The following is a 25,738-nucleotide window of genomic DNA, read 5'->3' on the forward strand; positions in this document are numbered from 1 at the left end:
TTAAAAAAGTGGCGACTCTCATCACCACTTTTGAGAATAGATAAATTGTTTAAACTAGTTCAGATAGTTTTGCGATAACGTCTGCTTGGCTGTATGTATCTTGTGTACCACCAATCAGATCTTTCAGTACAACTGTGTTATCCGCAACTTCGTTTTCACCAAGAACCAATGCGACCGCTGCGCCGACTTTATCTGCACGCTTGAACTGCTTCTTGAAGTTACCACCACCAAAGTGGTTCATAACACGTAGACCTGGTACCTGCTCACGTAATGTTTCCGCCAGCTTCATACCCGCCATCATAGTGCCTTCACCCGCTGTGACCATGTAAACGTCAACGCTACGACGAACTTCCGTCAATTCCAAAGTTTCAAGCATCAATACTAAACGCTCTAGACCCATAGCGAAGCCAACAGCAGGTGTTGCTTTACCGCCTAACTGTTCAACCAGACCATCATAACGACCACCACCACAAACGGTGCCTTGTGCACCTAGGCTCTCGGTGATCCATTCAAATACAGTACGGTTGTAGTAATCCAAACCACGAACTAAGCGTTCGTTAACTGTGTATTCGATACCAGCAGCGTCAAGAAGTTCACAAAGACCTGCAAAATGTTCTTTAGACTCTTCACCTAGATAATCAGAAAGACGAGGTGCATCGCCAAGAATTGCCTGTACATCTGGATTCTTTGTATCCAAAACACGTAGAGGATTGGTGTGCATACGACGCTTACAATCATCATCAAGAACGTCAAGATGCTGCTCTAGGAAAGCAATCAGTGCTGTACGGTAGTTCGCACGATCATCCAGCGAACCAATAGAGTTAAGCTCAAGACGTACATGCTTATCGATACCCAGCTCACGCCATAAACGCGCTGTCATCATAATAAGTTCAGCATCAACATCAGGGCCATCTAGACCAAATACCTCAACACCACACTGGTGGAACTGACGGTAGCGACCTTTCTGTGGACGCTCATGGCGGAACATCGGTCCCATGTACCACAAACGCTGCTCTGAGCGATCAATCAGGCTGTTTTCAATACAAGAACGTACACAACCCGCAGTGCCTTCTGGACGTAGAGTCAGACTATCACCATTGCGGTCTTCAAAAGTGTACATCTCTTTTTCAACCACATCGGTTACTTCACCGATTGCACGGCTAAATAGATGGGTCATCTCAACGATTGGCATGCGCACTTCATTGTAACCGTATGCGCTGATTACGTTTTTCACTGTGTTTTCAAGTTTTTGCCACAGTGGTGATTGAGTTGGAAGGCAATCGTTCATGCCTCGAATTGCTTGGATTTTCTTTGCCACAATATCTACCGTTAGGTTAATTACTTAGCGTAATCTAGGTTGAGATTAATCTTGTACTTTAATGTCGATACGTTGTTTCTCGTCAAGAATCGCAGCCTTGGCACGAATCTTCGCTTCAAGTTGCGCGACGAGATCATTGTTATCAAAACGCTCTTTTTGACGTTTGCCGTCTTCGTAGAAAGCACTCTTCTTGTTGCTTCCTGCCAGTCCTAGATGGGAGACTTCAGCTTCACCCGGACCGTTAACGACACAACCGATAATCGATACATCCATCGGCGTAATAATATCTTCTAAGCGTTCTTCCAGTGCGTTGACCGTACCAATCACATCAAATTCTTGACGAGAGCAGCTCGGGCACGCAATAAAGTTGATACCGCGTGAACGAATACGCAGTGATTTCAGAATATCGAAACCAACCTTGATTTCTTCAACTGGGTTAGCCGCTAAAGAGATGCGCAACGTATCGCCAATCCCTTCCGCTAATAACATACCAAGACCAACAGAAGATTTAACCGCGCCAGCACGAGCACCACCCGCTTCGGTAATACCTAAGTGCAGCGGCTGATCAATTTTCTTCGCCAGTAGTCGGTACGAATCGACAGCTAAGAAGACATCCGACGCTTTTACACTGACTTTAAATTGGTCAAAGTTGAGACGATCTAGAATATCGACATGACGCATTGCTGATTCAACAAGGGCTTCTGGCGTTGGTTCGCCATATTTCATCTGGATATCTTTTTCCAGTGAGCCACCATTAACACCAATACGAATAGGAATGTTTTTGTCGCGAGCACAATCGACAACTGAACGAATGCGTTCTTCGTTGCCTATGTTGCCAGGGTTGATGCGCAAACAGTCAACACCGTACTCAGCAACTTTAAGTGCGATTCGGTAATCAAAGTGAATATCCGCGACGAGTGGGACATTGACCTGTTGTTTGATCAGTTTAAATGCTTCGGCTGCATCCATAGTGGGCACAGAAACTCGCACTATGTCTGCACCGACATTTTCCAGAGCACGGATTTGAGCAACAGTCGCTTCAACGTCTGTTGTTCGGGTGTTGGTCATTGACTGTACTGCGATTGGTGCACCGTCACCAATAGGTACATCGCCCACGTAGATACGAGTCGATGGACGACGTTTGATCGGAGATTCGTATTGCATAGTAATTTCTAAGGTAAGTTGAATCTTGCTACTTTGCCTGAAGTATACCCAGAAAGGTCGACAGGTTCACTCGCTAATGTCATTGAAACGTTTTCAGGGGCACCTAAAATGACGCTATATGGCAAATTGCCACTTAATTCTAGCGTCTGACCCGCTTTTTTCACACCAGTCGATAATGTTTTACCTGAAGAGTCCTTAACCTGAATCCAGCAATCATCTGAGAAAGTGAGTTTGAGCAGATTAGCAATCGTGTCGGATTGCGTCGATTGAACTGACTCAGACACCGGCTCTGCTTCCGTAGTATTAACGTTTTGCTCTAGCTGTTTTTCAGGCTGAGCTTCTTGTGCCACTTCTGGGACAATTTCTGTCTCTAGAGGTGCTTGAGAATCTGGTTGCTCTAACACGGGTTCCACTTCTGGCGCGTCATCGGCATTAGCATCGAGCGCAACCTCAGATTGCGGCTGCGCGCTTTCTAAAGTGGTAAAATCGAGTTCTTGGTTAGCGGCCTGCTCTTCAAGCGCAATTTCCTGCTCTGTTTGGCTGGTTAGGTCGACCATGGTCGTTTCTTGGTTTTGCCACCACCAAACGGAAGAGATACCAATAATGACCGCAAAGATCCCCCAAGTGAGGGTCATAATTCGGCTGTCATGGGCTTCACGTTTCGTTTTTCGTGAAAAGCTCTTCATCTCCTGAGGTTCTGGCTTAGTTTCTTCACACCCGTCCAACGCGCAAAGGACGACGGATTCTTCAATTCCTACCGCTTTAGCGTAAGAACGTAGATAACCGCGAGTAAAGGTAGCAACCTGATCAGAAGCAAAGTTATTGTTTTCGATATTCTCAATGATTGAAAGACGGAGACGGAGACGGTCAGCAATTTGCTTTTGCGATAAACCAAGTTGCTCTCGTTTGTTCTTTAATAGCGTACCCGCTTGTACTTTTTCTACTTGCTCTTCGCTAGCTGGAGTTTGTTGTTCAGCAGTCATGATGGTAATAATTCTCTTCTCGTTAGTGCCTTGCTAATTCGCATCTTAATTATTTATTTTTCGTTGAATGCGAGATAACCAAGCCCTGAAATAATTCGAGGTCAAAGCCTCATTTAATAAAAATTTACGCTCCACTCAATAGACAGAGGAATACCCCGAAAGCGTTAACCATTAATTCTAATAGATATCATAGATGAAACAACACAGAGAAAGTGCATATTTTACAAGCAGCTCAAGGTTTTTCGTTATTTTGACATAAAGATCGCTACACGATGTAACAAAAAAGCCAGAGCGAGGCTCTGGCTTTGGTAAATTCTTACACGTGATTATGAAACCGCTTTAATTTCGATGGTCTCACCTTTTGCGGCTTTGTTCATCGCAGTACGCTTAGTACGGTCGATTACATCACCCACCAACTGACCACATGCTGCATCAATATCGTCACCACGTGTTTTACGCACCGTTACGGTGTGTTCGTACTGCATCAACGTTTTCTGGAAGCGGTCGATACGAGAGTTGCTTGGTTTCTTGTATGGTGAACCTGGATACGGGTTAAACGGAATCAGGTTGATTTTACAAGGTGTGTCTTTAAGCAGCTCAGCCAACTCACGTGCGTGGTCCATGTCATCATTAACATGGTCAAGTAACACATACTCAACGGTTACCTTGCCGCGGTTCGCGTTTGAAGACGCAATGTAGCGACGCACAGATGCCAAAAAGTCCTGAATGTCCCAACGGTCATTGATCGGCATGATTTCACTGCGAAGCTTATCATTTGGTGCATGCAGCGAGATCGCTAAAGCAACGTCAATTTTACCCGTCATCTGATCAAGACCAGAAACCACACCTGAAGTGGACACGGTAACGCGACGCTTTGAAAGACCGAAACCTAGATCATCTAGCATGATCTCAAGTGCTGGGATCAGGTTCTTCATGTTCAGTAGCGGTTCACCCATACCCATCATAACGACGTTAGTAATTGGGCGACGACCTGTCTCTTTCTGTAGGCCGATTTCACGTGCAGCACGCCAAACCTGACCAATAATCTCAGACACTTTTAGGTTACGGTTAAAGCCTTGTTGCGCAGTTGAACAGAACTTACACTCTAACGCACAGCCTACCTGAGATGAAACACAAAGCGTTGCACGGTCATCTTCTGGGATGTATACCGTTTCAACGTCTTGATCTCCCACCTTCATAGCCCACTTAATCGTGCCATCAGAAGAGTGTTGTGCTTCCGCCACGGTTGGAGCTTTAATCTCACAACGGTGCTCAAGTTTCTCACGTAACTTCTTGTTAATGTTGGTCATGTCTTCGAAGTTATCAACACCGAAATGGTAGATCCACTTCATTACTTGATCTGCACGGAATGCTTTTTCACCGAGCTGGTCAGCAAAAAACTTACGCATACCTTGACGATCAAAGTCGAGTAGATTGATTTTTTCAGTGGTCATGTGGCCTCTCAAGCGACGGAACATTAAATAAGGGCGCGAATTGTACAGCCTTTACGCAGCGACAACAAGCGTTGTAAAGCCACGTATTTATTAAGGCGTTAATATCGCAGTGATTAAATTTTAAACAGTAACAATCAGCCCGCCTTTTTGACAGGCTGAAGAGGAGAAAATTAGTGGGCGACTTGCTTTATCTTCTCAACAATCGCTTTAAGACCATTGCCTCTGGAAGGGCTTAGGTGTGCAATTAGACCTAGCTGTTCGAAATAGCCATCAGTATCAAAGCTAGTGATCTCCTGAGTGGTTTTGCCATCGAATGCAGCCAGCACCAGTGCAATCAGACCTCGAACAATGCGTGCATCAGAGTCAGCACAGAAATACCACTTGTCTTCGACCTGTTCACTAACCAACCAAACCTGACTCTCACAGCCTGCCACCGTCACTTGTTGCGATTTTAGCTCGTCAGGCATCTGAGGTAGTTTTTTCCCCCACTGGATGACCTGACGATAACGGTCTTCCCAGCCTTTGAAACCTTGCATAGTCGCAATGATATCTTCAACGCTAATATCGTGGCCAAACGGAGATTGAGGAAACGACGACATAGAAAACTCCACCTGTTACTTACTGTATTTTTGGATTAGCTTTTCAACAATGCGAGATACGGCAACAAAGCCAAAGGTCGCCGTCACTACCGTTGCAGCACCAAAGCCACTCGCACAATCCATACGTTTTGGACCTTCCGCTGTCGACTTAACGCCACAAACCGTGCCGTCTGCTTGAGGGTATTTCAACTGCTCAGTTGAAAATACACAATCAATACCAAACTTACGTGCTGGATTGGTTGGAAAATTATGATGGCGACGTAGCGTATCTTTGATCTTTTTCGCTAGTGGGTCCTGAATCGTCTTAGTCAAATCAGCAACCTTAATCTGGGTTGGATCAACCTGACCACCAGCACCACCAGTAGTAATTACTTTGATTTTGTTACTACGACAGTAGGCAAGTAAGGACGCTTTTGCTTTTACGCTGTCAATCGCATCGAGTACATAGTCATACTCTTTACTCAAGTATTCGTGCTGATTGTCAGGAGTGATAAAGTCATCGATGAGATTAACTTTACATTCTGGGTTAATCAGCTTCACTCGCTCAGCCATCACTTCGATTTTACTTTGACCAACAGTACCAGACATCGCGTGGATCTGACGGTTAATATTGGTTACACACACATCGTCCATATCGATAAGTGTCAGTTCACCAATTCCGGTACGAGCTAAGGCTTCTACCGCCCATGAACCAACGCCACCAATACCGATTACACAAACGTGCGCAGCACGCAAAATCTCGACTTCGCTGTTACCGTAAAGACGGCGAGTGCCACCAAAACGTTGGTTGTAATTATCAGAAGCTGGAGTATCGAGTTCGCGCATATGGGTTTTCCGCTTGGTACAAAAACAAAGAGTGCGATTTATACGCACTCTTCAATAAAAAGTCTAGATGAAGGAGACGGGTCCTTGTGCAACTATTGTAGCTTTTCCGGTGGCAATGCCCAAGGTGCTTGAGTCGTTGAGTTTTCAAGACCCAGCTTCCATACACGACCAAAGTGTTTGTAGTGCCCTGCTTCGGTCCCCGCTCTCGGTCCCATGCCGTGATATAAATCAAGATGGTTCTGCTTTACAGCCCCACCGGTATCTAACACGATCAAAAGACGGAGCTGATGTGCACCACTCCATGAACCATCTGAGTTCAGCAGAGGTACTTCAGCCAATATAGGCGTCCCCATAGGGAAGATACTACGGTCGCCAGCCACCGACGCCATAGGCAGCAATGGAATTCCAGCAGAGCCTGTCACTGGAGCATCCGCGCGCGGTTCAAAGAAAACAAATGACGGATTTTGCTCTAGTAGTTCACGAACCGTCTCTTCATCGTTTGCCAGAACCCACTCTTTGATCGCTTTCATTGACATTTTCTCGCGTGAAACGAGTTCTCGCTCAATCAACACGCGTCCAATGCTCACGTACGCTTTGTTATTTTTACCGCCGTAAGCGAAGTATTCCAAAGTATCGTCATCTTCAAAATGAACAAAACCACTGCCCTGAACCTCCATTAAAAATGGATCTATCATATTGGCAGCATAGCCGAGCTCTAACCCTTGTCCGCTAAGTGCACCATCATAAATTTGTGCACGGGTAGGACAATCACTTTCACAAGCGGGTTTGCCATAAACCGGATATTTGAAGACCTCGTTCGGTTGATGACGAAGCTCCATGACTGGAGAAAAATATCCCGTAAATAGGACGTTACCTTTTTTATCTCCACCACCTAGCTGTGCAGCCTGAATGCCGAAGTTAGCAAACTCTGTCGGCTCACCACTTTGAAGAACCCACTCATTGAGTTTTTCATACAAAGGTTGGTATGTGGCCGCCAATGAAGGCGAGTTGTCGACGACCAATTCAGCCTGACGATGGAACTCAGTAAAGTCACGAGGTTTGTCAGACTCAACAAGTGAGGATTTATTCAAAATCGAATTGAATTCATCATCGATATATTGCTGAGCACGATCGGTAGGTTGCGCACAGCCAAACAAAACGCTGACTGCGGCGATAGGAAGATATTTTTTGAACACTAATTTTTATTCCTTTCAAGCGATGCTAAGAGCATGACAAACTTGATTGAAATACGCAATTCACCAGTCGTTAGTGAATGTTAATTTTAATAGTTTTCTGACAATCGATACACAGGCTGGTAGTGAGGCTCGGAGATAAGTTGTAACTCGGTCAACTCTTCATTGAGCACTTTAAAGCGACGAGTTTTATCTCCGACTTGATACTCAAGATACGTCCCGTTCCAAGAGTAGTGTGTATCAACAACCCCACCATCAATCGCGACTCCCGCAGGTGTCACAACAAACGCTTCAGCAGAATAAGAAGCGACGTTCTGTTCAGTCCAAGTCCCATAAAGATTCGACTTAGGGTATTTTTTCTCTAGATAGAAGTCATAAAGAACATTTGCCAGCATAACGGCACCAACAGCTGCGACGATCGCTAACAACAAAATGGCTCGCTCTATGAACTTCTTTTTACCCTTACTTACACTACTCACTTTCTTTACTACCTACCCATCACTAGTATGGAATTCACTCTCTAAGTGTTGTTCAAAATATAGACAACTGCGAATCGAATCTCCTAGCACAGCACAGAGTGACGCATTATTCACAAATTCAGTTAGAAGAAACACTTATACCCAAGCCTAAAAACAATAGATTTAGACGCTAAAAAACGCTTGCCGAAAAAAGAATAAAATTGCAGTATATCTGTATATAAATTCATTACGGAAGATATTGTGAAGATTCGAAGTACAGCTCTGGTTAAGGGGTTCAGACAATCCGCTCCCTATGTCAATGCTCACCGAGACAAAACCATGGTTATCATGATCGGCGGTGAAGCTGTAGCAGATGGAAATTTTGCCAATATTATCAGCGATCTCGCACTGTTGCATAGCTTGGGCGTGAAAATTGTATTGGTCCATGGAGCGCGTCCGCAAATTAACAATCTTCTTGAACAAAATAATCATCACACGCCTTACCACAAAGGTATCAGGATCACCGATGAGACATCTCTCAACTACGTCATGCAAGCCGCAGGGCAACTACAGTTGAGCATTACCGCACAGCTATCGATGAGCCTAAGCAATACGCCAATGGCCGGTACTCAACTTAACGTTGTCAGCGGTAACTTTGTCATCGCTCAACCACTCGGTGTCGACGATGGCATCGACTATTGTCACAGTGGACGCATAAGACGTATCGATGCACAAGGCATCAACCGTATGCTTGATCAAGGTTCGATCGTTTTACTTGGCCCTATCGCCAGCTCAGTGACCGGAGAATCATTCAACTTACTCTCTGAAGAAGTGGCGACCCAAGTTGCAATAAAATTAAATGCCGATAAGTTGATTGGCTTCTGTTCTGAACAAGGCATCATTGATGAAAATGGCAACGCAGTCGCCGAGCTGTTTCCCAAAGACGCAGAACGGATTCTCTCTCGTCTGGAAATCGAACGCGGCAGAGACAATGACTCTTCTTCAGGGACTTTACGTTTCCTTAGAGCAGCAACAGCGGCATGTCGAGCGGGGGTTCCACGTAGCCACTTGGTCAGCTACAAGGTTGATGGCGCACTGATTCAAGAACTTTTCTCTCTCGATGGTATCGGTACTCAGGTCGTTGAGGCGAGTGCAGAGCAAGTCAGACTTGCCGATATTGACGATATTGGCGGTATCCTAGATTTGATTCGCCCATTAGAAGAGCAAGGTATTCTTGTTAGACGTTCACGTGAGCAACTTGAGCAAGAGATTCATCAATTCACCATTATTGATAAAGATGGGCTGATCATTGGTTGCGCTGCTCTTTATCCTTATCCTGATGAGAAAATGGCAGAAATGGCGTGTGTGGCCATTCATCCAGAGTACCGCGATGGAAATCGAGGGCTATTGCTGCTTAACCATATGAGATTGCAATCAAAAGCTCAGGGTATCGAACAGATTTTCGTACTGACGACTCATAGTCTCCACTGGTTTAGAGAGCAGGGTTTCCATGAAATGGGCGTCGACTCTTTGCCATCACACAAGCAAAACTTATACAACTATCAACGTAAATCGAAAATACTCTCTTTACAGCTGTAAGGTGTTGATATTCTCATAGTTGCGCTTGAAACGGTGAACTTTCCTACATTATTCACTTTATTTCATGCGTCAGTTTGGTTAAAATTCGAGCTCCCAAATAAATGGGAGCTAAATAGGATTCACTTATCCGCTTAACTTATTCGCAAGTTAAGTCGCAAGGATTGCTTGAGGTAACTCACTACGTCACTTAGAGCAAACTGTCGATGAAAAAAATTATCTGTAACTCAGTCCAGAGTTTTTGGGATATGGCAGACAATGAACTGCTAGAAAATCTAGACGTTCACTGCGTCTTTCCCGTTACAGAAGGCTTAAAAGCATTCATTTTGAACTATCAAAAAAAATACCGCATTCGCAGTATTTCTTTCACTAAAGCACTTTAACTGCTGCATTCGGTAACCACGGAAGGTTATCCACTCACTTGCAACCGCTCTATCAATCCACTTGCTCGCTCAGTCCGAACCTTAATGCCTCTTTTCATCACTCCATCATCGACATATAAGCTCAAACGCTTTTTGGCTCGAGTGATCCCTGTATAGATCAGCTCACGCGTTAAAATAGGGGTAAACTCAGGTGGAAGAATCATTAGAGTATGCTCAAACTCACTACCCTGTGACTTGTGAATCGTCATCGCGTAGGCGGTTTCATGCTCTGGAACTCGACTTGGCAGCACCGACTTCACACTACCATCCGGAAGTTCAAAAAAGACTTTCAGCCTTGGCTGACTGTCTGATTCATCAAGCATACAGATACCAATGTCACCATTGTAAAGCCCTAGCGAATGGTCATTGCGTGTCACCATTACTGGTCGACCGTGATACCAAATTTCGTCCTGAACCTGAATAAGTTTACGTGCGGCCAAGGCGCGCTCGATACGCAAATTTAGCCCTTTAACCCCAAAGTCTCCCTCACGAATAGCACACAACAAACGACAGCGTGAAAATAGTTCCAACACGGCTTTCGCTTTATGAGCCGCGGTTTCAAGTTCACCGGTACTAACATCGTGTTGCGAAATGTTCATACGTTTGAGGTAGTCGCTGTACTCGCTCACTAGAGATTGAATTAATTGGCTGTAGTGTTGACTATCGATAGGAAATCTCGCGATATCAGCAAACTCTTTTTGCCACACCCAATCGACTTTCTGCGCCGAACCTGCGTTAACCGCCTGAGAAAGCTGACCGATACCTGAGCGTGCATCAAAACGGTAGCTCTTTTTGAGCATACACAAGCTATCAGCTATCGAAGGTTGAGCATTATTTGTCTGAGCCAGTGTTGTATAGCCCGTTAAACGCGCCACTTGCGTCGCTTGTAACTGACTGAAACCAAAATGACTAAACGAGCAAATATCCCCAAGCACCGCTCCCGCCTCTACCGAAGCTAGCTGGTCTTTATCGCCAAGTAAGATCAAACGTGCATGCTTAGGTAACGCATCAATCAATTTGTACATCATCGGCAGATCAACCATAGAGGCTTCATCGACAACAAGAATATCTAAGTGAAGCGGATTATCTCGGTTATGTCGAAACTCTGCGCTGTTTGGTATCGCGCCCAATAGGCGATGAAGCGTACTTGCATCTGTAGGAATTGCTTGCTTGAGCTCTAACGACACTGGCAAACCAGCAACCGCTTTACCTATCGATTCCGTCAAACGGGCCGCTGCTTTCCCCGTCGGCGCCACCAGTTTAATGGTTGGATATTCATTATTGCTTTGTGCTTGCTCGATAAGTGCTGCAAGTAATTTGGTTACCGTTGTTGTTTTACCGGTTCCCGGTCCACCTGAAATCACCGCAAAACGTCGGCTCAGCGCAACCGCTGCCGCAACCTTCTGCCAGTTAACACAAGCAGCCATTGGTACCAACTCATCTAACACCGACAAATCAGAGACACTTTTCGCCGCAACAAGCTTTTGGTCTATGGTAGGCCAATCCAAGATTTCCTCGCACACGACGTCTAGGTGGTCACAAACCATACGCTGACGAAGCACCGAATTTAGCTCTCCAGAATCAAAGCTTTTCTTAATATCTTCAAATAGATAACGATAATTTCTTGCAAAAAGATGATCGAGTAGATCTGCGAGCTTTTGCACGTCAGCGGGCTTTTGGATCATAGGTGACCCAAAGCTATTTAAGCGTTCGGCTAGTGCAACTTCGTAATGCCAATAGCGATGAAGGTAGAGCCGTTTACCATCAAATATTAGTGGCAGCGATTCTCCCATTGTTCCGACTAATGGCGCCGAACTAAGGCACTGATGCCAATCCACTCCGACCAAGATTTGATTAAGTTGATGGGCAGCCTCACCGAAAAGACCAAGCTTGGCACTTAGATCAACCGCCTGTCCCTGAGCATCGTTCAATGGAAGACAAATATGACCTTTTCCTAACTCACTGCTCACCACTCCGGCAATGAACCCCAGATATTGGTCATGAGATTGAGACTCGATGAATCGTGCAAACTGATAATCAAGTTGTCGGATACTGCCTTTCAGCGCTAACTGTTTGAGGGGTTGAACTAGATTCATCATGATCAAAGTAACTCCATCTGGCCTGCGCTATTTTGCTTCACATCAATCGCTTCACCATCGATCAGTTTGTCCATGTCGGTCAAAAACTCCAAGCTTGGTTTGGCACTAAATACACCATGGTCACTCGCGCCATCCATACCTCTCAAAAACAGGTAGTAAACTCCACCAAAATGCTGCTCATAGTCATAGTTGGCGATACGGCTGCGCAAAAAACGGTGCAGTGCTAAAGCATAAATCTGGTATTGAAGATCGTAGCGATGATCGGCCATTGCCGTTTTTAATGCATCGCCATGATAGAAACTCACTTCATCGCCAAGGTGATTCGACTTCCAGTCAAGAACGTAATACTTACCTTGGTGTTCAAATACCAAGTCAATAAAACCTTTCAACATACCCTGAACGGTGTGAAAACCCAGGTCACCCGCTTTGGCTGAAAGCGGATCATGGCGCTGAATAATTCGGTTAAGTGCAGGAGCCGACAGCACTTCAATCGGTAATAAGAATTCCATCTCAACCAGTCGTTGACTAGGGTCTTTTTGGTTGAGTAGCAACGATTTACCATCTAAAGGAGTCGCTAACACGGTATCGATAAGTTGCTGAAGAACTGACAGCCAGTTGATGTCTAACTGCTCACTTTCTAATAGCTGGGCAATTATTTCACTGTTTTCATCGCTGGTCGCAGGCAGAGTGAACTCAACCTCTTCGAATAAGGTATGTAAGAAGGTGCCAGGTCTTGCCCCTCGCGGAAAAGTAAAAATCGACATTTCGGGATCGGAAATTTCGTCTAGATCCTGTTCACCTGAAGAATCAATATCGAGGTGCATCAAATCCGTGAAGGCTTCATCACTATGATGAGAGCCCTGTTTTACCAATCCTGAATAGCTGGTAATCCGCCAGTTGCGATCAATCTCATGGCTCAGTTCACTGGCTGTCAGTGAATGTTGAGACTCATTTAGTAAACTAAACGGTTGTGAATGCTGTTGGGGTAACGCTGACAGCACAACGCAATTCAACCCATCCACTTGCTTTTGAATAGCTAAGGTTAAATCTTGTATACCACCCTGCTGCCCATCCTGAAGCAAATGCCCCATCGCACTATTGTGAACCCCCGTAGGCTCTTTGGTTGAACGCCCATTCCTCAACGGAGACGCGCCAATATAGCAACCATAAACCGCTCGAGTTAAGGCGACGTATATCAAACGCAGATCTTCTGCCAAACGCTCTTTGTCGGCCTGAGCAAGCGACGAATCCTGCTTAGCGATATCTAAAATGGTTTGATCTTGCTTGGCATCGTAATACTTGGCTTCACTTGCTTCTCGATGACTCATAGCAAAAGGCAAGAAAACGAGGTCATATTCAAGACCTTTTGACTTGTGGATTGTCACGATTTGCACCAAATTGCGTTCAGACTCCAAACGCTGAATTTGCTCCTCGCTGCCTCCCAAACCATTTTGCGCATCACTGATTGCCTGAGCGAGCCAACGCAACAAACCGTGGTCACTTTCCAGCTCTTGGCTCGCCTGTTGTAAGAGCTCACCAATATGCATTAAGTCAGTAAGATTGCGCTCACCCGCCTCTTCTTCCAGCATACGTTCTGCAATATGACGCTTACTCATCACACTGCGCAGCATGGGTAGCACACCACGCTGACTCCATAGCTTGCGATACTCTTTGAATTCATTGATCGCACTTTCCCACTCATTCTCATCATTATTGAGCTTGTCGAGTGTTCCGGCATCAAGAGCAAAAATTTCTGAGGCTAGACTGGCACGCAAGGCACGATCATTTTCAGGTGTAAGTACAGCTTGCAGCAAACGCTGAATATCTTGCGCGATCAAAGAAGTAAAAACGCTGTCACGGTTCGAAAGGTACACACTCGCTATGCCCTGCTTGGCAAGCGCTTCTTTAACCATGCGACCTTCGCTACCAGTGCGAACGAGAACCGCTATATCACCGGCCTGTATCTGATGTTGCTTATCACCATCAACAAAGTGAGCCCTCTGCTCTTGCGCTGCCGTTAGTATTGTCTGTATCTGGTCAGCCGTCGCTTTGGCCATAGCTTGCAAATACTCACCTTTCGGTAACGGTTTATCGTCGGCGTCTTGCAGCCAATAGGTCAGCGCGGGTTGCTTTTGGTCACCGATGAACCAAGTGCGATTTTGAGCTTTAGGACTATGATTAACCGCAAGGAACGGAATGTCCTCATCATAAATAAATGGACTCGTAGGTAGTTCAAAAATCTGGTTTACCGCCGCCACCATATCTGCGCTCGAACGCCAGTTAGTTCCAAGGGTAAAGTGAGACGAAACCTGCTTACGAGCCTTGATGTACGTAAAAATATCAGCGCCACGGAAACCATAAATGGCCTGCTTAGGGTCGCCGATCATGAACAACCCACATTGTGGATGGTTCAAATAGATACGGCTAAAAATGCTGTATTGCAGAGGATCGGTATCCTGAAACTCATCAATCATCGCAACCGGATATAGCGTCCGAATACGTTCCGCAAGCAATTCTGATTCATCGCTATCAATGGCTGCAGAGAGATTAGTTAACAGGTCATCGAACGATAACCACTGTTTTTGCTGCTTCGCTTTTGCCAGCATAGAACGGCAATGCTCTATTGCATGAGCAAGAATCGGCGCTTTAAGAGTGATCGGATTGGAAAGAAATTCTTCAATCGCCGAAAACACAAGATGCTCTGGCGCACTCCCTTTTGGCGTTTTTTCGTGCAGCACCTGCTGAGAAAAGCGCTCCAGCTTGTCTGGGTAGTCATAGCCAGTGGTATCGGATGCAGCCCAATGGTTGACCTCTTCCAGCCACGCTGGCAGGGATTTTTTGGTGTAGCTGCGCTTATTCACATCAGAATCATTGATGATGGCAAAAAGGTCATCCTGATGGTTTCGCCACAACTGTTTCAATTCATCAACACGCTCAAGATTTTGCTTATGCAGATCCGCCAACGAACCACTCATCGCTTTAACCGAAAGACTTAGCGGCGCTCCCGTTAAATAGTTAGTGATATCGCGCAGCAGATCAGAAGGAGCGTTCCATAGTCGACGAACCTCACCCGCCAAGTTCAGTGGCAGTGGATAAAAATTTCGCCGCCAATAGTCAGCAACCACTTGTGCTTTAAGGTGGCTTTCATCAGTAACAAACTCATTATTAAATCGACTGCCTGACTCAAACGCATTTTGGGTCAGCATACGCTGACAGAAGCCGTGGATGGTATAGACCGCGGCTTCATCCATTTGCCTCTCAGCTTGAAGCAAGATATCAGCCGCTAGCTTATGATCATGCACCTCTTCAAGCAGAGGTTGGATCACAGGGTCATGACTTGTCCCTCGAGCAAACGCCAGTCGTGCATCATGAATCCTCGCTCGGATACGATCGCGCAATTCTGCCGTTGCAGCTTCCGTAAAAGTAACAACTAAAATCTGATCAACCGTTAAAGGGACTTGGTGCTTCGTTTTTGGATCACCATGACCCAAAAGCAATCTGAGGTATAAGCCAGCGATGGTAAATGTCTTACCCGTACCCGCCGATGCCTCGATAAGCCGAGCACCGTGCAAAGGAAAAGTCATGGCATCTAGCGGTGTCACCATAGACGTTGCTGTCATAAAAATTCTACCTTTCTAATCAAAACCCAAGATCCAAGTGTGATCTAGACTTAAAAATGATTGTAATTACGTTAAACGCCTAAATAGTTAGGACTTTATGGGATCTTTCTCACGGCAGAACATTGTTCTAACCGCTAGTATCCGCGACATGTGTTGAGCAAGTGACGTTAACTTTGAATTTAACCGCACTTGTGAACAACCAACAGAATCATGGTCCCTCTGACCTGTGGCCGTACAGCGAACGCCCTACACAATAATGATTTACTGGCGGCCACCTACTTTCCTCATGCTATCAATCACTCAACATCTTCACGATTTTTTGCGGTTAAACGCGGAGCCTGAAGCACCAATGCACTCATCATTCGTACTTGCGCTGCCAGCTCGTCACTCCAGTTCGGCCAGACACGCGCGATATAAGGATTATTGCCTTCACCAGCAGCCATAAAGCTGTCATTAAATGTTTCCGCCATTTTTTTCAGCGACTTCTCTTCATCGTCTACCCAATTACCACGGCTAAAACCCGCTTCAACACACGCTAAGGCGGTTTTAGGGAAATAGCACAACGGCTGCGTCATACCCTGATAGAACAGACGGATCAATTCAGCCAATAGTGACTTAGCATATGTCGAATCATCGACGGCTGGATAAACCAGATGAACCACGCCCTCTTTACGGTCGTAGCCAATCATGTGAGTGGGCTTATTAATGCCCATCGCTGACATTGAGAGGTGATCAATCCACGCTGCGAGATAGTCCTGAGCACGAATGCTGCCACTACGGTAGCGAATCAATCCAGATTGATAGTGTTGGGTCAGCCAGCCAGTAAGGTTGACGAGTTTATCCTCTCCCAGCACGTCGAAGCTGAGTTTGATTTCCAAATCCTCATGTTCAGCACCGCATAAGAAGGTTAATTTCTCGACCAACTCTTCAGCCTGAACACGATTGGTTTCAAATTCAATATCACCGAACGCACCGACTGGTAGTTTGCCTTGAGCACGCTGTTGCTCAACAAAGCGGTTTACCATGGTTTGTGAGTCTTGTTCACCTGCGAGTCGATGCTTAAGCAAACTATCGAGCAGACCATCACGCATCTGATAGCTTTGCAGCCCATTCAGTACGAAAGGCTCGTCATCTTCCATAACAGGCAGAGGTGGTTCAAACATTACTTTCAAACGGCGATTGAAAAAATACTGAACAGGTAAACGCCAAAAACGCTGTAACTCAACCAAATCCAATTCCAACGGATAGGTGGCATCGAGCAGATAATCCTCAAGCTGACGGTTAAACTCACCACCGCTTTGACCTTGTCTGTTCGCAGCGGGCAGCCACTCTTTGGCATAGCTTGGCTGTTCACCGACAAATGCACTGGCACTAAACGGCACCATAGAATGGCGATGAATCAATCGGCTAAGTAACCGATCCCCAGACGCATCACTAGGCAATGACTCATCGCCCTCTAAGCAATAGTTTTGTTGGCAATATTCCGTTAACTCAGACACCAATACCGACGGGACGCGCTCAGTATTGTCCTGAATCGAACGGCCAACATAGCTAATGTAAAGCGTTTGCTGCGCTGAAAGCATTGCTTCAAGGAATAAATAGCGGTCATCGTCACGACGAGAACGATCTCCAGGCTTGGTTCGACCATTCATTAGATCGAAACCTTCTGCGGGCATTGAACGAGGATAAACGCCATCATTCATCCCCAACAAACAGACAACCTTAAATGGAATTGAGCGCATCGGCATCAAGGTACAGAAGTTGACTTGTCCAGCTAAGAAGCGCTGACTTACTCTCGTTCCTGCGAGTTTATTATGTAGATACTGAGCCACGATAGCTGGCGCTAAGGTTTGCTCAAAAGCTGCATCAGTGAGTTGCTCTTTGAGATTGACCAAAGTATCTCGAATCGATTTCAATGCCGCCTCACCTTCCAGCTCCACCGAGAAAAAGTCATCGAGCAATAAGGTGAGGACTTCACGCCAGCTATCAATTGACTGGGTGAGTTGCAGTTTTTGGCGATAGTCGCTGATGGTCTCAATAAAGTGTGCCAGCTTACCCGCTAGCTCGGCCCCCATGCCCTGAACTTCATTATAAGGTGCGATCATTCCTGATTGAGATTCAAACAAACCCGCGCTATTGGGCATCGCGTAACCAAGTAACATACGCTCAATGCCGAATTGCCATGTATTTTGTTCGGTTGCCGGTAATTCAAATTCCAGACTCGTCGAGGCGTTCAACCCCCAACGAATACCTGATTCCTCAACCCACTGCTTCGCTAAAATAAACTCATCTTCGTTTAATTCAAATCGTGCTAGTACTGCTGGAGTTTCGAGTAACTCTAACAGCTCTGACGCCAAACAACGCGTATTCGGTAAATTAACCAACTGCATAAAGGCATTAAGGATCGGACTTTCTTGATCTGCGGTTCGGTCGGATATTGAGTAAGGAATAAAACGTTCGCCCGGTGCATTCCCATATACCGCCTGTATCGCTGGGCTATAGGCATTAATATCCGACACCATAACGATAATATCGCGCGGTTTGAGCGCAGGATCCGCATCGAACATCGCTAATAACTGGTCATGAAGCACTTCTACCTCACGCATCGGGCTGTGACAAGCATGCAAGGTCAGCGACTTATCCTCCAAAGCGATGACTTGCTTGTGTGTACTGGTCTCTAGTTGCTGGTCATTCTGGTGTTCTTCCAGATTGAGAATATCCGCTTGTAGATGGTGAAGCAGACTGTCTCGTTCGACATCAACAAAAGCTTCGATCTCGTTCGATTCAAGTTGTGACAACAAATACATGTTATCGCGCCCCAACTTACCCATAGAAGCCAACAGGCTATTGCCAACCGCGTCGGTATGCAGTTCGTCGATGACGTTCTCTTCTAGACTGCCTTTTAACTGTTCGCTTTCGCCATGCTGTTCGGAGTGATCCTGATTCCATACCACATGCTTACGATGCTTAGCCGCTAAACGAGCAAGGAATTTTCTATCTCGCACTTCTCCCCAGTAGTAACGACAAGGATTCGTAAACATCAGATGAACGTCGATATGCTCACCAATCGCTTTTAACGCATCCATATAGCGCGGAGGCAAAGAAGTGATACCAAACACAAATAAGCGTTTTGGCAGATGATCAAAGCTCGCCTGACTGCTTTCTAAGGTATCAATAAAGTGCTCATAAAGATTGGCACGATGGTAAGGTGACTGACCAAGAGCGACCGTATGATCATAAAGTGCCTGCCATAGGATAGGCTGCCACGGATGTTCGTCGTCGAGTTCAAAAACCGTCTGCCCAGCTTCCCAAGCCGCTATCCATTCTGGACGATAGACGAGATAGCCATCAAAAATGTCGGCTATTTTTTCAGACAACTGATAGAGCTTAGATTTGTCATCATCTTGCTCTAAATAGTGTTTGAGTGGTTCAAACTCCTCTCGCCCGAGTAACTCAGGCAAAATCAGCATCAATTTCCAAGTCATTGACTCTTTGTTGAATGCACTGCGTTTGGGTACGTCAGGTAGAACCTGAGTAAACATATTCCAAATAAAAGTAGCTGGCAGAGGGAACTCGATGTTCGCTGCCACCCCAAACTCCTTGGCTAGCTCCATCTTTAACCACTGAGACATCCCCGGACTCTGAACTAAGATCTGCTCTTGCTCAAATGGGTTTGACAAAGGGTTAAGCCGTACAAGCTCAACAAGTAAGGATTTTAATATATCCACTTGATTGGAATGGTAGACAGTAAACAAAACACACTCACACTATTAATGCCGCAACTAGGGTGAGACTAGCACATGCAGCTAAATTTCGAGAGTGTTATAAGCGTATGATTTGGCTCGAATCAAAATACCCGCTCAAGCCTTAGACAGACAAGAGCGGGTAGGAGGGAGAAATTATCAACTCATTGTTAGAGAGCTAATTATTGAGCGATGAGATCTTTGTAAGCGATCGTTTTGCCTTGTGGTTTTTCATTCGCCAGCTTGGCTTTAGGCGCACCAGGTTGAGACAACCAGTACTGTGGATCTTTCTTCTCATTCAGTTTCGGACCACACTCACCTTGTGCACCACTACGCTCTAGACGCTGTAGTACACGGTCTTGTGCTTGCGCTAAACCATCCAATGCTTCCTGAGGCGTTTTCTCGCCACTTGCCGCTTCAGAAACGTACTGCCACCATAGCTGTGCTAGCTTCGGATAGTCAGGAACGTTGGTTCCCGTTGGCGTCCACTGCTTACGTGCATCACTGCGGTAAAACTCAACCAAACCGCCGAGTTTCGGCGCAGCTTCTGTCATAGCATCAGAGTTGATGTCTGATTCACGAATTGGAGTCAAACCAACCAGCGTTTTCTTCAAACTCACTGATTTCGATACGACAAACTGAGCGTACAACCACGCTGCCTGACGGCGGTCAAGTGGTGTGCTGTTTAGGAATGTCCAAGAACCTGCATCCTGATAACCCAGTTTCATGCCTTCTTCCCAGTAAGGACCACGTGGAGAAGGTGCCATACGCCATTTTGGCGTACCATCTTCATTCACTACCGGTAGTCCAGGTTTGGTCATGTCAGCGGTAAAAGCGGTGTACCAGAAGATTTGCTGAGCAATAGAACCTTGAGCCGGAACTGGACCCGCTTCACCAAACGTCATGCCCTGTGCTTCTGGTGGCGCGTACTGCTTGAGCCAGTCTACGTATTTGGTTGTCGCATACACTGCGGCTGGACCATTGGTTGCACCGCCACGAGCGACATCTGAACCGACGGGTTTACAGCCTTCAATACGAATGCCCCACTCGTCAACAGGTAGACCGTTTGGAATACCCTTATCGCCAGCACCGGCCATTGAGAACCATGAGTCAGTGAAACGCCAACCTAGAGAAGGATCTTTCTTACCGTAATCCATGTGCCCGTACACTGGCTCGCCATCGATAGTCTTCACTTTATCGGTGAAAAACTCTGCAATATCTTCATACGCAGACCAGTTCAATGGAACACCGAGTTCATAGCCGTACTCTTTTTTAAACTTGGCTTTTAGATCTTCGCGCTCAAACCAGTCCGCACGGAACCAGTATAAGTTCGCAAACTGCTGATCAGGAAGTTGATACAATTTACCGTCTGGCCCCGTTGTGAAATCCAAACCAATAAAATCAGGTAAATCCAAATATGGGTTAGTAACGCTTTTTCCTTCACCTGCAATGAAGTCTGAAATAGGTACAACTTTTCCGTAACGAACGTGAGTACCAATTAAGTCGGAATCGTTAATGTAGCCATCATAGATGTTACGGCCAGTCTGCATCTGGGTTTGTAGTTTCTCAACGACATCACCTTCTTGAATTAGGTCATGATTAACCTTAATTCCGGTAATTTCATAAAACGCTTTCGCCAAAACTTTCGCTTCGTACTCGTGCGTTGTGATGGTTTCAGAAGCAACATTAATTTCCATACCTTGGAAAGGCTTAGCAGCATCAATGAACCACTGCATCTCTTGCGTTTGTTCCTCTTTCGACAGTGTCGAAGGAGTAAACTCTTCACTCATCCATTTTTTCGCTGCTGCTATATCAGCCAGGGCAGCAGGAGAGATTGCAGCAAGCGCAAATGTCAGCGCCAAACTACGTGCAAGGTAAGACTTTTTGATATCCTTTTTCATTCTTGTGTAACTCCAGTTATGAGTATTCTGTCTCTTACGTTATTGATTACGCTCATGACCCTGAGACTATGGCTTACTGTCAGCTTGGTCAGGAGCACATGTCAGTCAGTTGTTGTTATCCCCATTTCAAAACCGTACCCAGCCAAACTACGCAGATCGTAAATGGCACCCAAATTGTCAGTTCAGTAAACCCAATAAATCCCAAGTGGATAAAAGCGGAACTTAATAAACCGATAAACAGCCGATCACCACGAGTGGTTGTAATCGGAAGGAATCCTTTGCGCTCAATACATGGTGTACGAATTTCTCGAACCGTCATCGTGAGCAAGATCAGAGCTATTCCTAGGAAGAACAGTGCTGAAGGTGTAGTCCATGCCATCCAAGCCATAATGTTTCTCCTTATACTCGACCTAACGCGAAGCCTTTCGCGACATGGTTTCTAACGAACCAGATAACCAAAATACCCGGTAAGATGGTTAGTACCCCAGCCGCAGCCAACACACCCCAGTCAATACCCGACGCGCTCACGGTTCGAGTCATAACGGCTGAAATTGGCTTAGCCTCTACGGATGTCAGCGTACGAGCAAGCAACAGCTCGACCCAACTGAACATGAAGCAGAAAAAAGCCGAGACCCCAATCCCCGAACGGATCATCGGCAAAAAGATTTTGATGAAGAACTTAGGAAAGCTGTAACCATCAATGTAAGCGGTCTCATCGATTTCACGGGGAACACTCGACATAAAACCTTCCAGAATCCATACCGCGAGTGGCACATTGAACAGACAGTGCGCCAATGCGACCGCAATATGGGTGTCAAACAAACCAACCGAAGAGTAAAGCTGGAAGAATGGCAGCAAGAACACAGCTGGTGGTGCCATACGGTTGGTTAACAACCAGAAGAACAGGTGCTTATCACCGACGAACTTAAAACGAGAAAACGCATAAGCAGCAGGCAACGCAACCGTTAAGGTAATGACCATATTCATCACTACATAGATGATCGAGTTGACGTACCCCATATACCAACTTGAGTCGGAGAAAATGGTCTGATAGTTCTTAAACGTCCAGTTCTCAGGAAAGAAGCTCAGGCTTCCTAATATCTCTTGGTTTTCTTTAAACGACATGTTGAGCAGCCAGTAAATTGGCAGCATCAAACAGATGATGTAGAACGCTAGCCCGACGATCTGTGTGTATCGGGTGTATGTTGATTTTGTCATCGCCATTGTTGTTTCCTTACTTACTTTCACCGTGCGTCATTGCGGTGTAGAACACCCAGCTCACCAATAGGATGATCAGGAAGTAGATGATCGAGAATGCCGCAGCCGGACCAATATCAAACTGACCAATCGCCATTTTGGTGAGTGTCTGACTGAGGAATGTGGTTGAGTTACCCGGACCACCGCCGGTTAAGACAAACGGTTCGGTGTAAATCATGAAGCTGTCCATAAATCGGATCAGAATGCCGATCAGAAGAACGCTTTTTAGCTTAGGTAGCTGAATGTAACGGATGATTGACCATGTTGATGCACGGTCTATATTCGCAGCTTGATAGTACGCATCAGGAATCGCGCGCAGCCCCGAATAACACAGGAGTGCTATCAATGAAGTCCAGTGCCAGACATCCATCAGAATCACGGTCAACCACGCATCAATTGGATTGCCTGCATAGTTGTAATCAACCCCCATACCATTGAGAGCCCAACCAAACAGACCGATATCTGCACGACCAAAGATCTGCCAAATGGTCCCTACCACGTTTAGCGGAATCAGCAGAGGAATGGCCAGTACAATGAGGCAAAAAGCAGACCAGCGACCTTTGGTTGGCATGGTCAAAGCAACGATGATACCTAGCGGTACTTCGATGAGTAGAATGGTAAAAGTGAATCCAAACTGGCGCACAAGAGCACCATGCAACCTTTCATCATTGAGAATCTCACGATACCACTCCGTGCCGACGAAATAAGCCGTATTGGCGTCAAAGATATCTTGTAGCGAGTAGTTCACTACGGTCATAAGAGGAACAATGGCACTAAAGGCCACCAGCGCAAACACTGGCAGGACAAGAAACCATGCTTTATTGTTTGAAACCTTATCCATTACTCTTCCCCTACATTGACTAAAAATTCATCGACATACAGCATGGTCCATTGCTCTGGGAAGCTGATATATGCGTGTTTATCAGGCACCGGCTGATCTTCTTGTAAGCGTGCTTTGATCTGCTTAGAACCCAATTGCAAGGTGACGATTTTGTAGGTACCAAGGTCTTCGACATGGAGCACTTCGCAGCTCAACGCCGACTCATTCCCTTTCTCCCATACGTGGACAAATTCAGGTCGAATGCCGATTTTGATGTTATCGCTCCCTGCCTGAGAGATGGCGTGACGGTAAGATTCAGATAGTGGCACTTCTACATCATCAAACCGAACGCCATTTTCCGTTGGAGTGACTTCCATTAAGTTCATCCCCGGGCTACCAATGAAGTAACCAACGAAGGTGTGATTTGGTCGTTCAAACAACTCACGTGGCGTTCCAAACTGAACAATCTGACCGTTGTACATCACGGCAATTTCATCAGCGAAAGTGGAAGCCTCAAGTTGGTCATGAGTCACGTAGACCATAGTGATATTGAACTGCTGATGAATCTGTTTGAGCTTGCGGCGCAGCTTCCATTTCAGTTGTGGATCGATAACCGTTAAAGGTTCATCAAACAGAATCGCCGAAACATCATCTCGAACTAAGCCACGCCCCATAGATACTTTCTGCTTTTCATCCGCCGTGAGATGCTGGGCTTTTTTAGACAACACATTAGTCAGCTCCAAAATCTCTGCGATTTCAGTCACCTTGGAATGTATTTTGGCTTTATGAACCTTCATATTGCGCAGTGGGAATGCAAGGTTGTCGTACACCGTCATGGTGTCGTAAATCACCGGAAACTGAAAAACCTGAGCAATATTGCGATCTTGAGGACGAAGTTCATTCACCCTCACATCATCAAACATCACATCCCCTTGAGATGGACTCATTAAGCCAGAAATGATGTTGAGCAAAGTGGATTTACCACAACCAGAAGGCCCTAGTAACGCGTATGCTCCTCCTTGTTTCCAAACATGGTTCATCTCTTTGATGGCATAAGTCGAAGAAGACGTGGGCTTCTTATCATAGGTGTGAGCCAGTGAATTAAGTGTAATTTGAACCATGAACGCTATCCCCTAACATCACGAATCGGGGCATGGATGAGATTGTTATCCATACCGAAGACATAAAATTTGTGGATTGGAATGTAGATTTTGATCGTCTCATCAACGTCGTAGCTATGGACGCCCGGTAAATGCAGCACCATATCCAGATGAGCGTTGCGCACGTGAAGGAAGGTTTCAGAGCCACTGATTTCCGCCACTTCAACCTGAACGGTGAGTTCAACATCATCATCATTTTTAGGCAGTAAGCTCAGATGACTTGGGCGAATCCCAAACTGGTAATGACCCATATCCAATTTACTTAGTGACTGATTTAACGGGAAATGCGCACTTTGATCGAACGTCACTTCGTTCGAGGTAATTTCGCCAGAAATAAGATTGATCGGCGGTTCACTAAATAGGGTCGCGGAATCCACATTGTCAGGGTGATGGTAAACAGAAGCGGTTGGACCAGACTGAATCACTTTTCCTTCATGAAGAATGGTCGTCGTTCCTCCTAGTGCCAGTGCCTCGTTCGGTTCGGTCGTCGCGTAGATAGCAATCGTATGTCTAGTCTGAAATAGCTCGCGCATCTCCTGACGTAACTCTTCACGCAATTTGTAGTCAAGATTCACTAATGGCTCATCGAACAGAATGATCTCTGCATCTTTTACCAAAGCTCTTGCCATAGCCGTACGCTGTTGCTGACCACCTGATAGCTCTAATGGGTACTTGTTTAGGTGTTCAGTTATGCGCAACATTTCTGCTGTCGCATAAACGCGTTCCTGAATCTCTTTATCTGCCATCCCTGCAAGTCTTAGCGGCGAAGCCACATTTTCAAACACAGTCAGGTTGGGATAATTAATAAACTGTTGGTAAACCATAGAGATGTTACGGTCACGTACCGACACGCCCGTCACATCAATACCATTGACTAAAATCTTTCCAGAAGTCGGGCGATCCAGCCCTGCAATGAGCCTCATTAAAGAGGTCTTACCCGCTAACGTACGTCCGAGCAACACGTTAAACGAGCCCGGCTCAAAAGTGAGGTTGACATCAGAGATATGCATATCTCCGTCAACATATTTGCTTACCTGCTCAAGTGTTAATGACACTAAAAACTCCTTACCATTCGAACAACAATCTTTTTCGATATTGCTCACTAGAGCGAGAGTCGTGCCAACTT

The 25,738-nt window shown here is 45.9% G+C and carries 19 protein-coding genes; 2 read left to right on the top strand and 17 right to left on the bottom strand.

The genetic code is table 11. The features are described 5' to 3' along the window. Positions 1-49: 49 nt before the first annotated feature. The 8 genes from hisS to ACQEXP_RS11240 all read right to left on the bottom strand — a co-directional run bounded on the left by hisS (position 50) and on the right by ACQEXP_RS11240 (position 8,015). Positions 50-1,318 (bottom strand): histidine--tRNA ligase, encoded by a 1,269-nt coding sequence (gene hisS / locus ACQEXP_RS11205; protein ID WP_269377615.1) that lies wholly within the window; start codon positions 1,316-1,318, stop codon positions 50-52. A gap of 45 nt (positions 1,319-1,363) precedes the next feature. Next, entirely contained in the window at positions 1,364-2,482 is a 1,119-nt protein-coding gene (gene ispG / locus ACQEXP_RS11210; protein WP_138970494.1) for a flavodoxin-dependent (E)-4-hydroxy-3-methylbut-2-enyl-diphosphate synthase, read from the bottom strand. 8 nt (positions 2,483-2,490) lie between these two features. Continuing rightward, positions 2,491-3,465: a cytoskeleton protein RodZ gene (gene rodZ / locus ACQEXP_RS11215; RefSeq protein ID WP_426969903.1), complete on the bottom strand. Its 975-nt coding sequence runs from the start codon at positions 3,463-3,465 to the stop codon at positions 2,491-2,493. Between the two features lie 326 nt (positions 3,466-3,791). Further along, positions 3,792-4,919, bottom strand: a complete 1,128-nt coding sequence (locus ACQEXP_RS11220; protein ID WP_269377617.1) for a bifunctional tRNA (adenosine(37)-C2)-methyltransferase TrmG/ribosomal RNA large subunit methyltransferase RlmN — start codon at positions 4,917-4,919, stop codon at positions 3,792-3,794. 170 nt (positions 4,920-5,089) lie between these two features. Then, a complete protein-coding gene (gene csdE, locus ACQEXP_RS11225; RefSeq protein WP_426969905.1) occupies positions 5,090-5,518 on the bottom strand; it encodes a cysteine desulfurase sulfur acceptor subunit CsdE in 429 nt (142 codons plus the stop codon). 15 nt (positions 5,519-5,533) lie between these two features. Then, positions 5,534-6,343, bottom strand: coding sequence for a tRNA cyclic N6-threonylcarbamoyladenosine(37) synthase TcdA (tcdA, locus tag ACQEXP_RS11230; protein WP_269377619.1), 810 nt, complete (start codon positions 6,341-6,343; stop codon positions 5,534-5,536). A gap of 92 nt (positions 6,344-6,435) precedes the next feature. Then, positions 6,436-7,539, bottom strand: a complete 1,104-nt coding sequence (mltA, locus tag ACQEXP_RS11235) for a murein transglycosylase A (RefSeq protein WP_269377620.1) — start codon at positions 7,537-7,539, stop codon at positions 6,436-6,438. An 86-nt stretch (positions 7,540-7,625) separates the two neighbouring features. Next, complete coding sequence (locus ACQEXP_RS11240; protein ID WP_426969907.1) at positions 7,626-8,015, bottom strand: DUF2850 domain-containing protein; 390 nt, start codon at positions 8,013-8,015, stop codon at positions 7,626-7,628. A gap of 240 nt (positions 8,016-8,255) precedes the next feature. On the opposite strand from ACQEXP_RS11240, the gene argA reads away from it, so the two are divergent. Both argA and ACQEXP_RS11250 read left to right on the top strand, forming a co-directional pair. Continuing rightward, positions 8,256-9,593 (top strand): amino-acid N-acetyltransferase, encoded by a 1,338-nt coding sequence (gene argA / locus ACQEXP_RS11245; protein WP_269377622.1) that lies wholly within the window; start codon positions 8,256-8,258, stop codon positions 9,591-9,593. Between the two features lie 203 nt (positions 9,594-9,796). Continuing rightward, a complete protein-coding gene (locus ACQEXP_RS11250) occupies positions 9,797-9,973 on the top strand; it encodes a hypothetical protein (protein WP_171052109.1) in 177 nt (58 codons plus the stop codon). Positions 9,974-9,999: 26 nt separating this feature from the next. Here the strand turns inward: ACQEXP_RS11250 and recD are convergent, their stop codons facing one another. From recD to ACQEXP_RS11295, 9 genes are all read right to left on the bottom strand, one after another. Further along, entirely contained in the window at positions 10,000-12,111 is a 2,112-nt protein-coding gene (gene recD / locus ACQEXP_RS11255; protein ID WP_426969909.1) for an exodeoxyribonuclease V subunit alpha, read from the bottom strand. 2 nt (positions 12,112-12,113) lie between these two features. Further along, complete coding sequence (recB, locus tag ACQEXP_RS11260; RefSeq protein WP_426969911.1) at positions 12,114-15,731, bottom strand: exodeoxyribonuclease V subunit beta; 3,618 nt, start codon at positions 15,729-15,731, stop codon at positions 12,114-12,116. 296 nt (positions 15,732-16,027) lie between these two features. Beyond that, positions 16,028-19,486, bottom strand: a complete 3,459-nt coding sequence (gene recC / locus ACQEXP_RS11265) for an exodeoxyribonuclease V subunit gamma (protein WP_426969912.1) — start codon at positions 19,484-19,486, stop codon at positions 16,028-16,030. Positions 19,487-19,656: 170 nt separating this feature from the next. Next, positions 19,657-21,375, bottom strand: coding sequence for an extracellular solute-binding protein (locus tag ACQEXP_RS11270; RefSeq protein WP_269377626.1), 1,719 nt, complete (start codon positions 21,373-21,375; stop codon positions 19,657-19,659). A 115-nt stretch (positions 21,376-21,490) separates the two neighbouring features. Next, positions 21,491-21,763 (bottom strand): DUF2160 domain-containing protein, encoded by a 273-nt coding sequence (locus ACQEXP_RS11275; protein WP_138970482.1) that lies wholly within the window; start codon positions 21,761-21,763, stop codon positions 21,491-21,493. Between the two features lie 11 nt (positions 21,764-21,774). Continuing rightward, positions 21,775-22,593: a carbohydrate ABC transporter permease gene (locus tag ACQEXP_RS11280; RefSeq protein ID WP_138970507.1), complete on the bottom strand. Its 819-nt coding sequence runs from the start codon at positions 22,591-22,593 to the stop codon at positions 21,775-21,777. Between the two features lie 16 nt (positions 22,594-22,609). Continuing rightward, complete coding sequence (locus tag ACQEXP_RS11285) at positions 22,610-23,473, bottom strand: carbohydrate ABC transporter permease (protein WP_269377628.1); 864 nt, start codon at positions 23,471-23,473, stop codon at positions 22,610-22,612. Continuing rightward, positions 23,473-24,573 carry an ABC transporter ATP-binding protein gene (locus ACQEXP_RS11290; RefSeq protein WP_138970480.1) on the bottom strand — a complete coding sequence of 367 codons (1,101 nt, stop codon included), beginning with the start codon at positions 24,571-24,573 and terminating at the stop codon, positions 23,473-23,475. The genes ACQEXP_RS11285 and ACQEXP_RS11290 overlap by 1 nt, the downstream gene beginning before the upstream one ends. A gap of 5 nt (positions 24,574-24,578) precedes the next feature. Beyond that, entirely contained in the window at positions 24,579-25,667 is a 1,089-nt protein-coding gene (locus ACQEXP_RS11295; protein WP_426969915.1) for an ABC transporter ATP-binding protein, read from the bottom strand. Positions 25,668-25,738: the final 71 nt, after the last annotated feature.

This window comes from Vibrio sp. TRT 1302, from assembly GCF_050113875.1.
Lineage (GTDB): Bacteria > Pseudomonadota > Gammaproteobacteria > Enterobacterales > Vibrionaceae > Vibrio.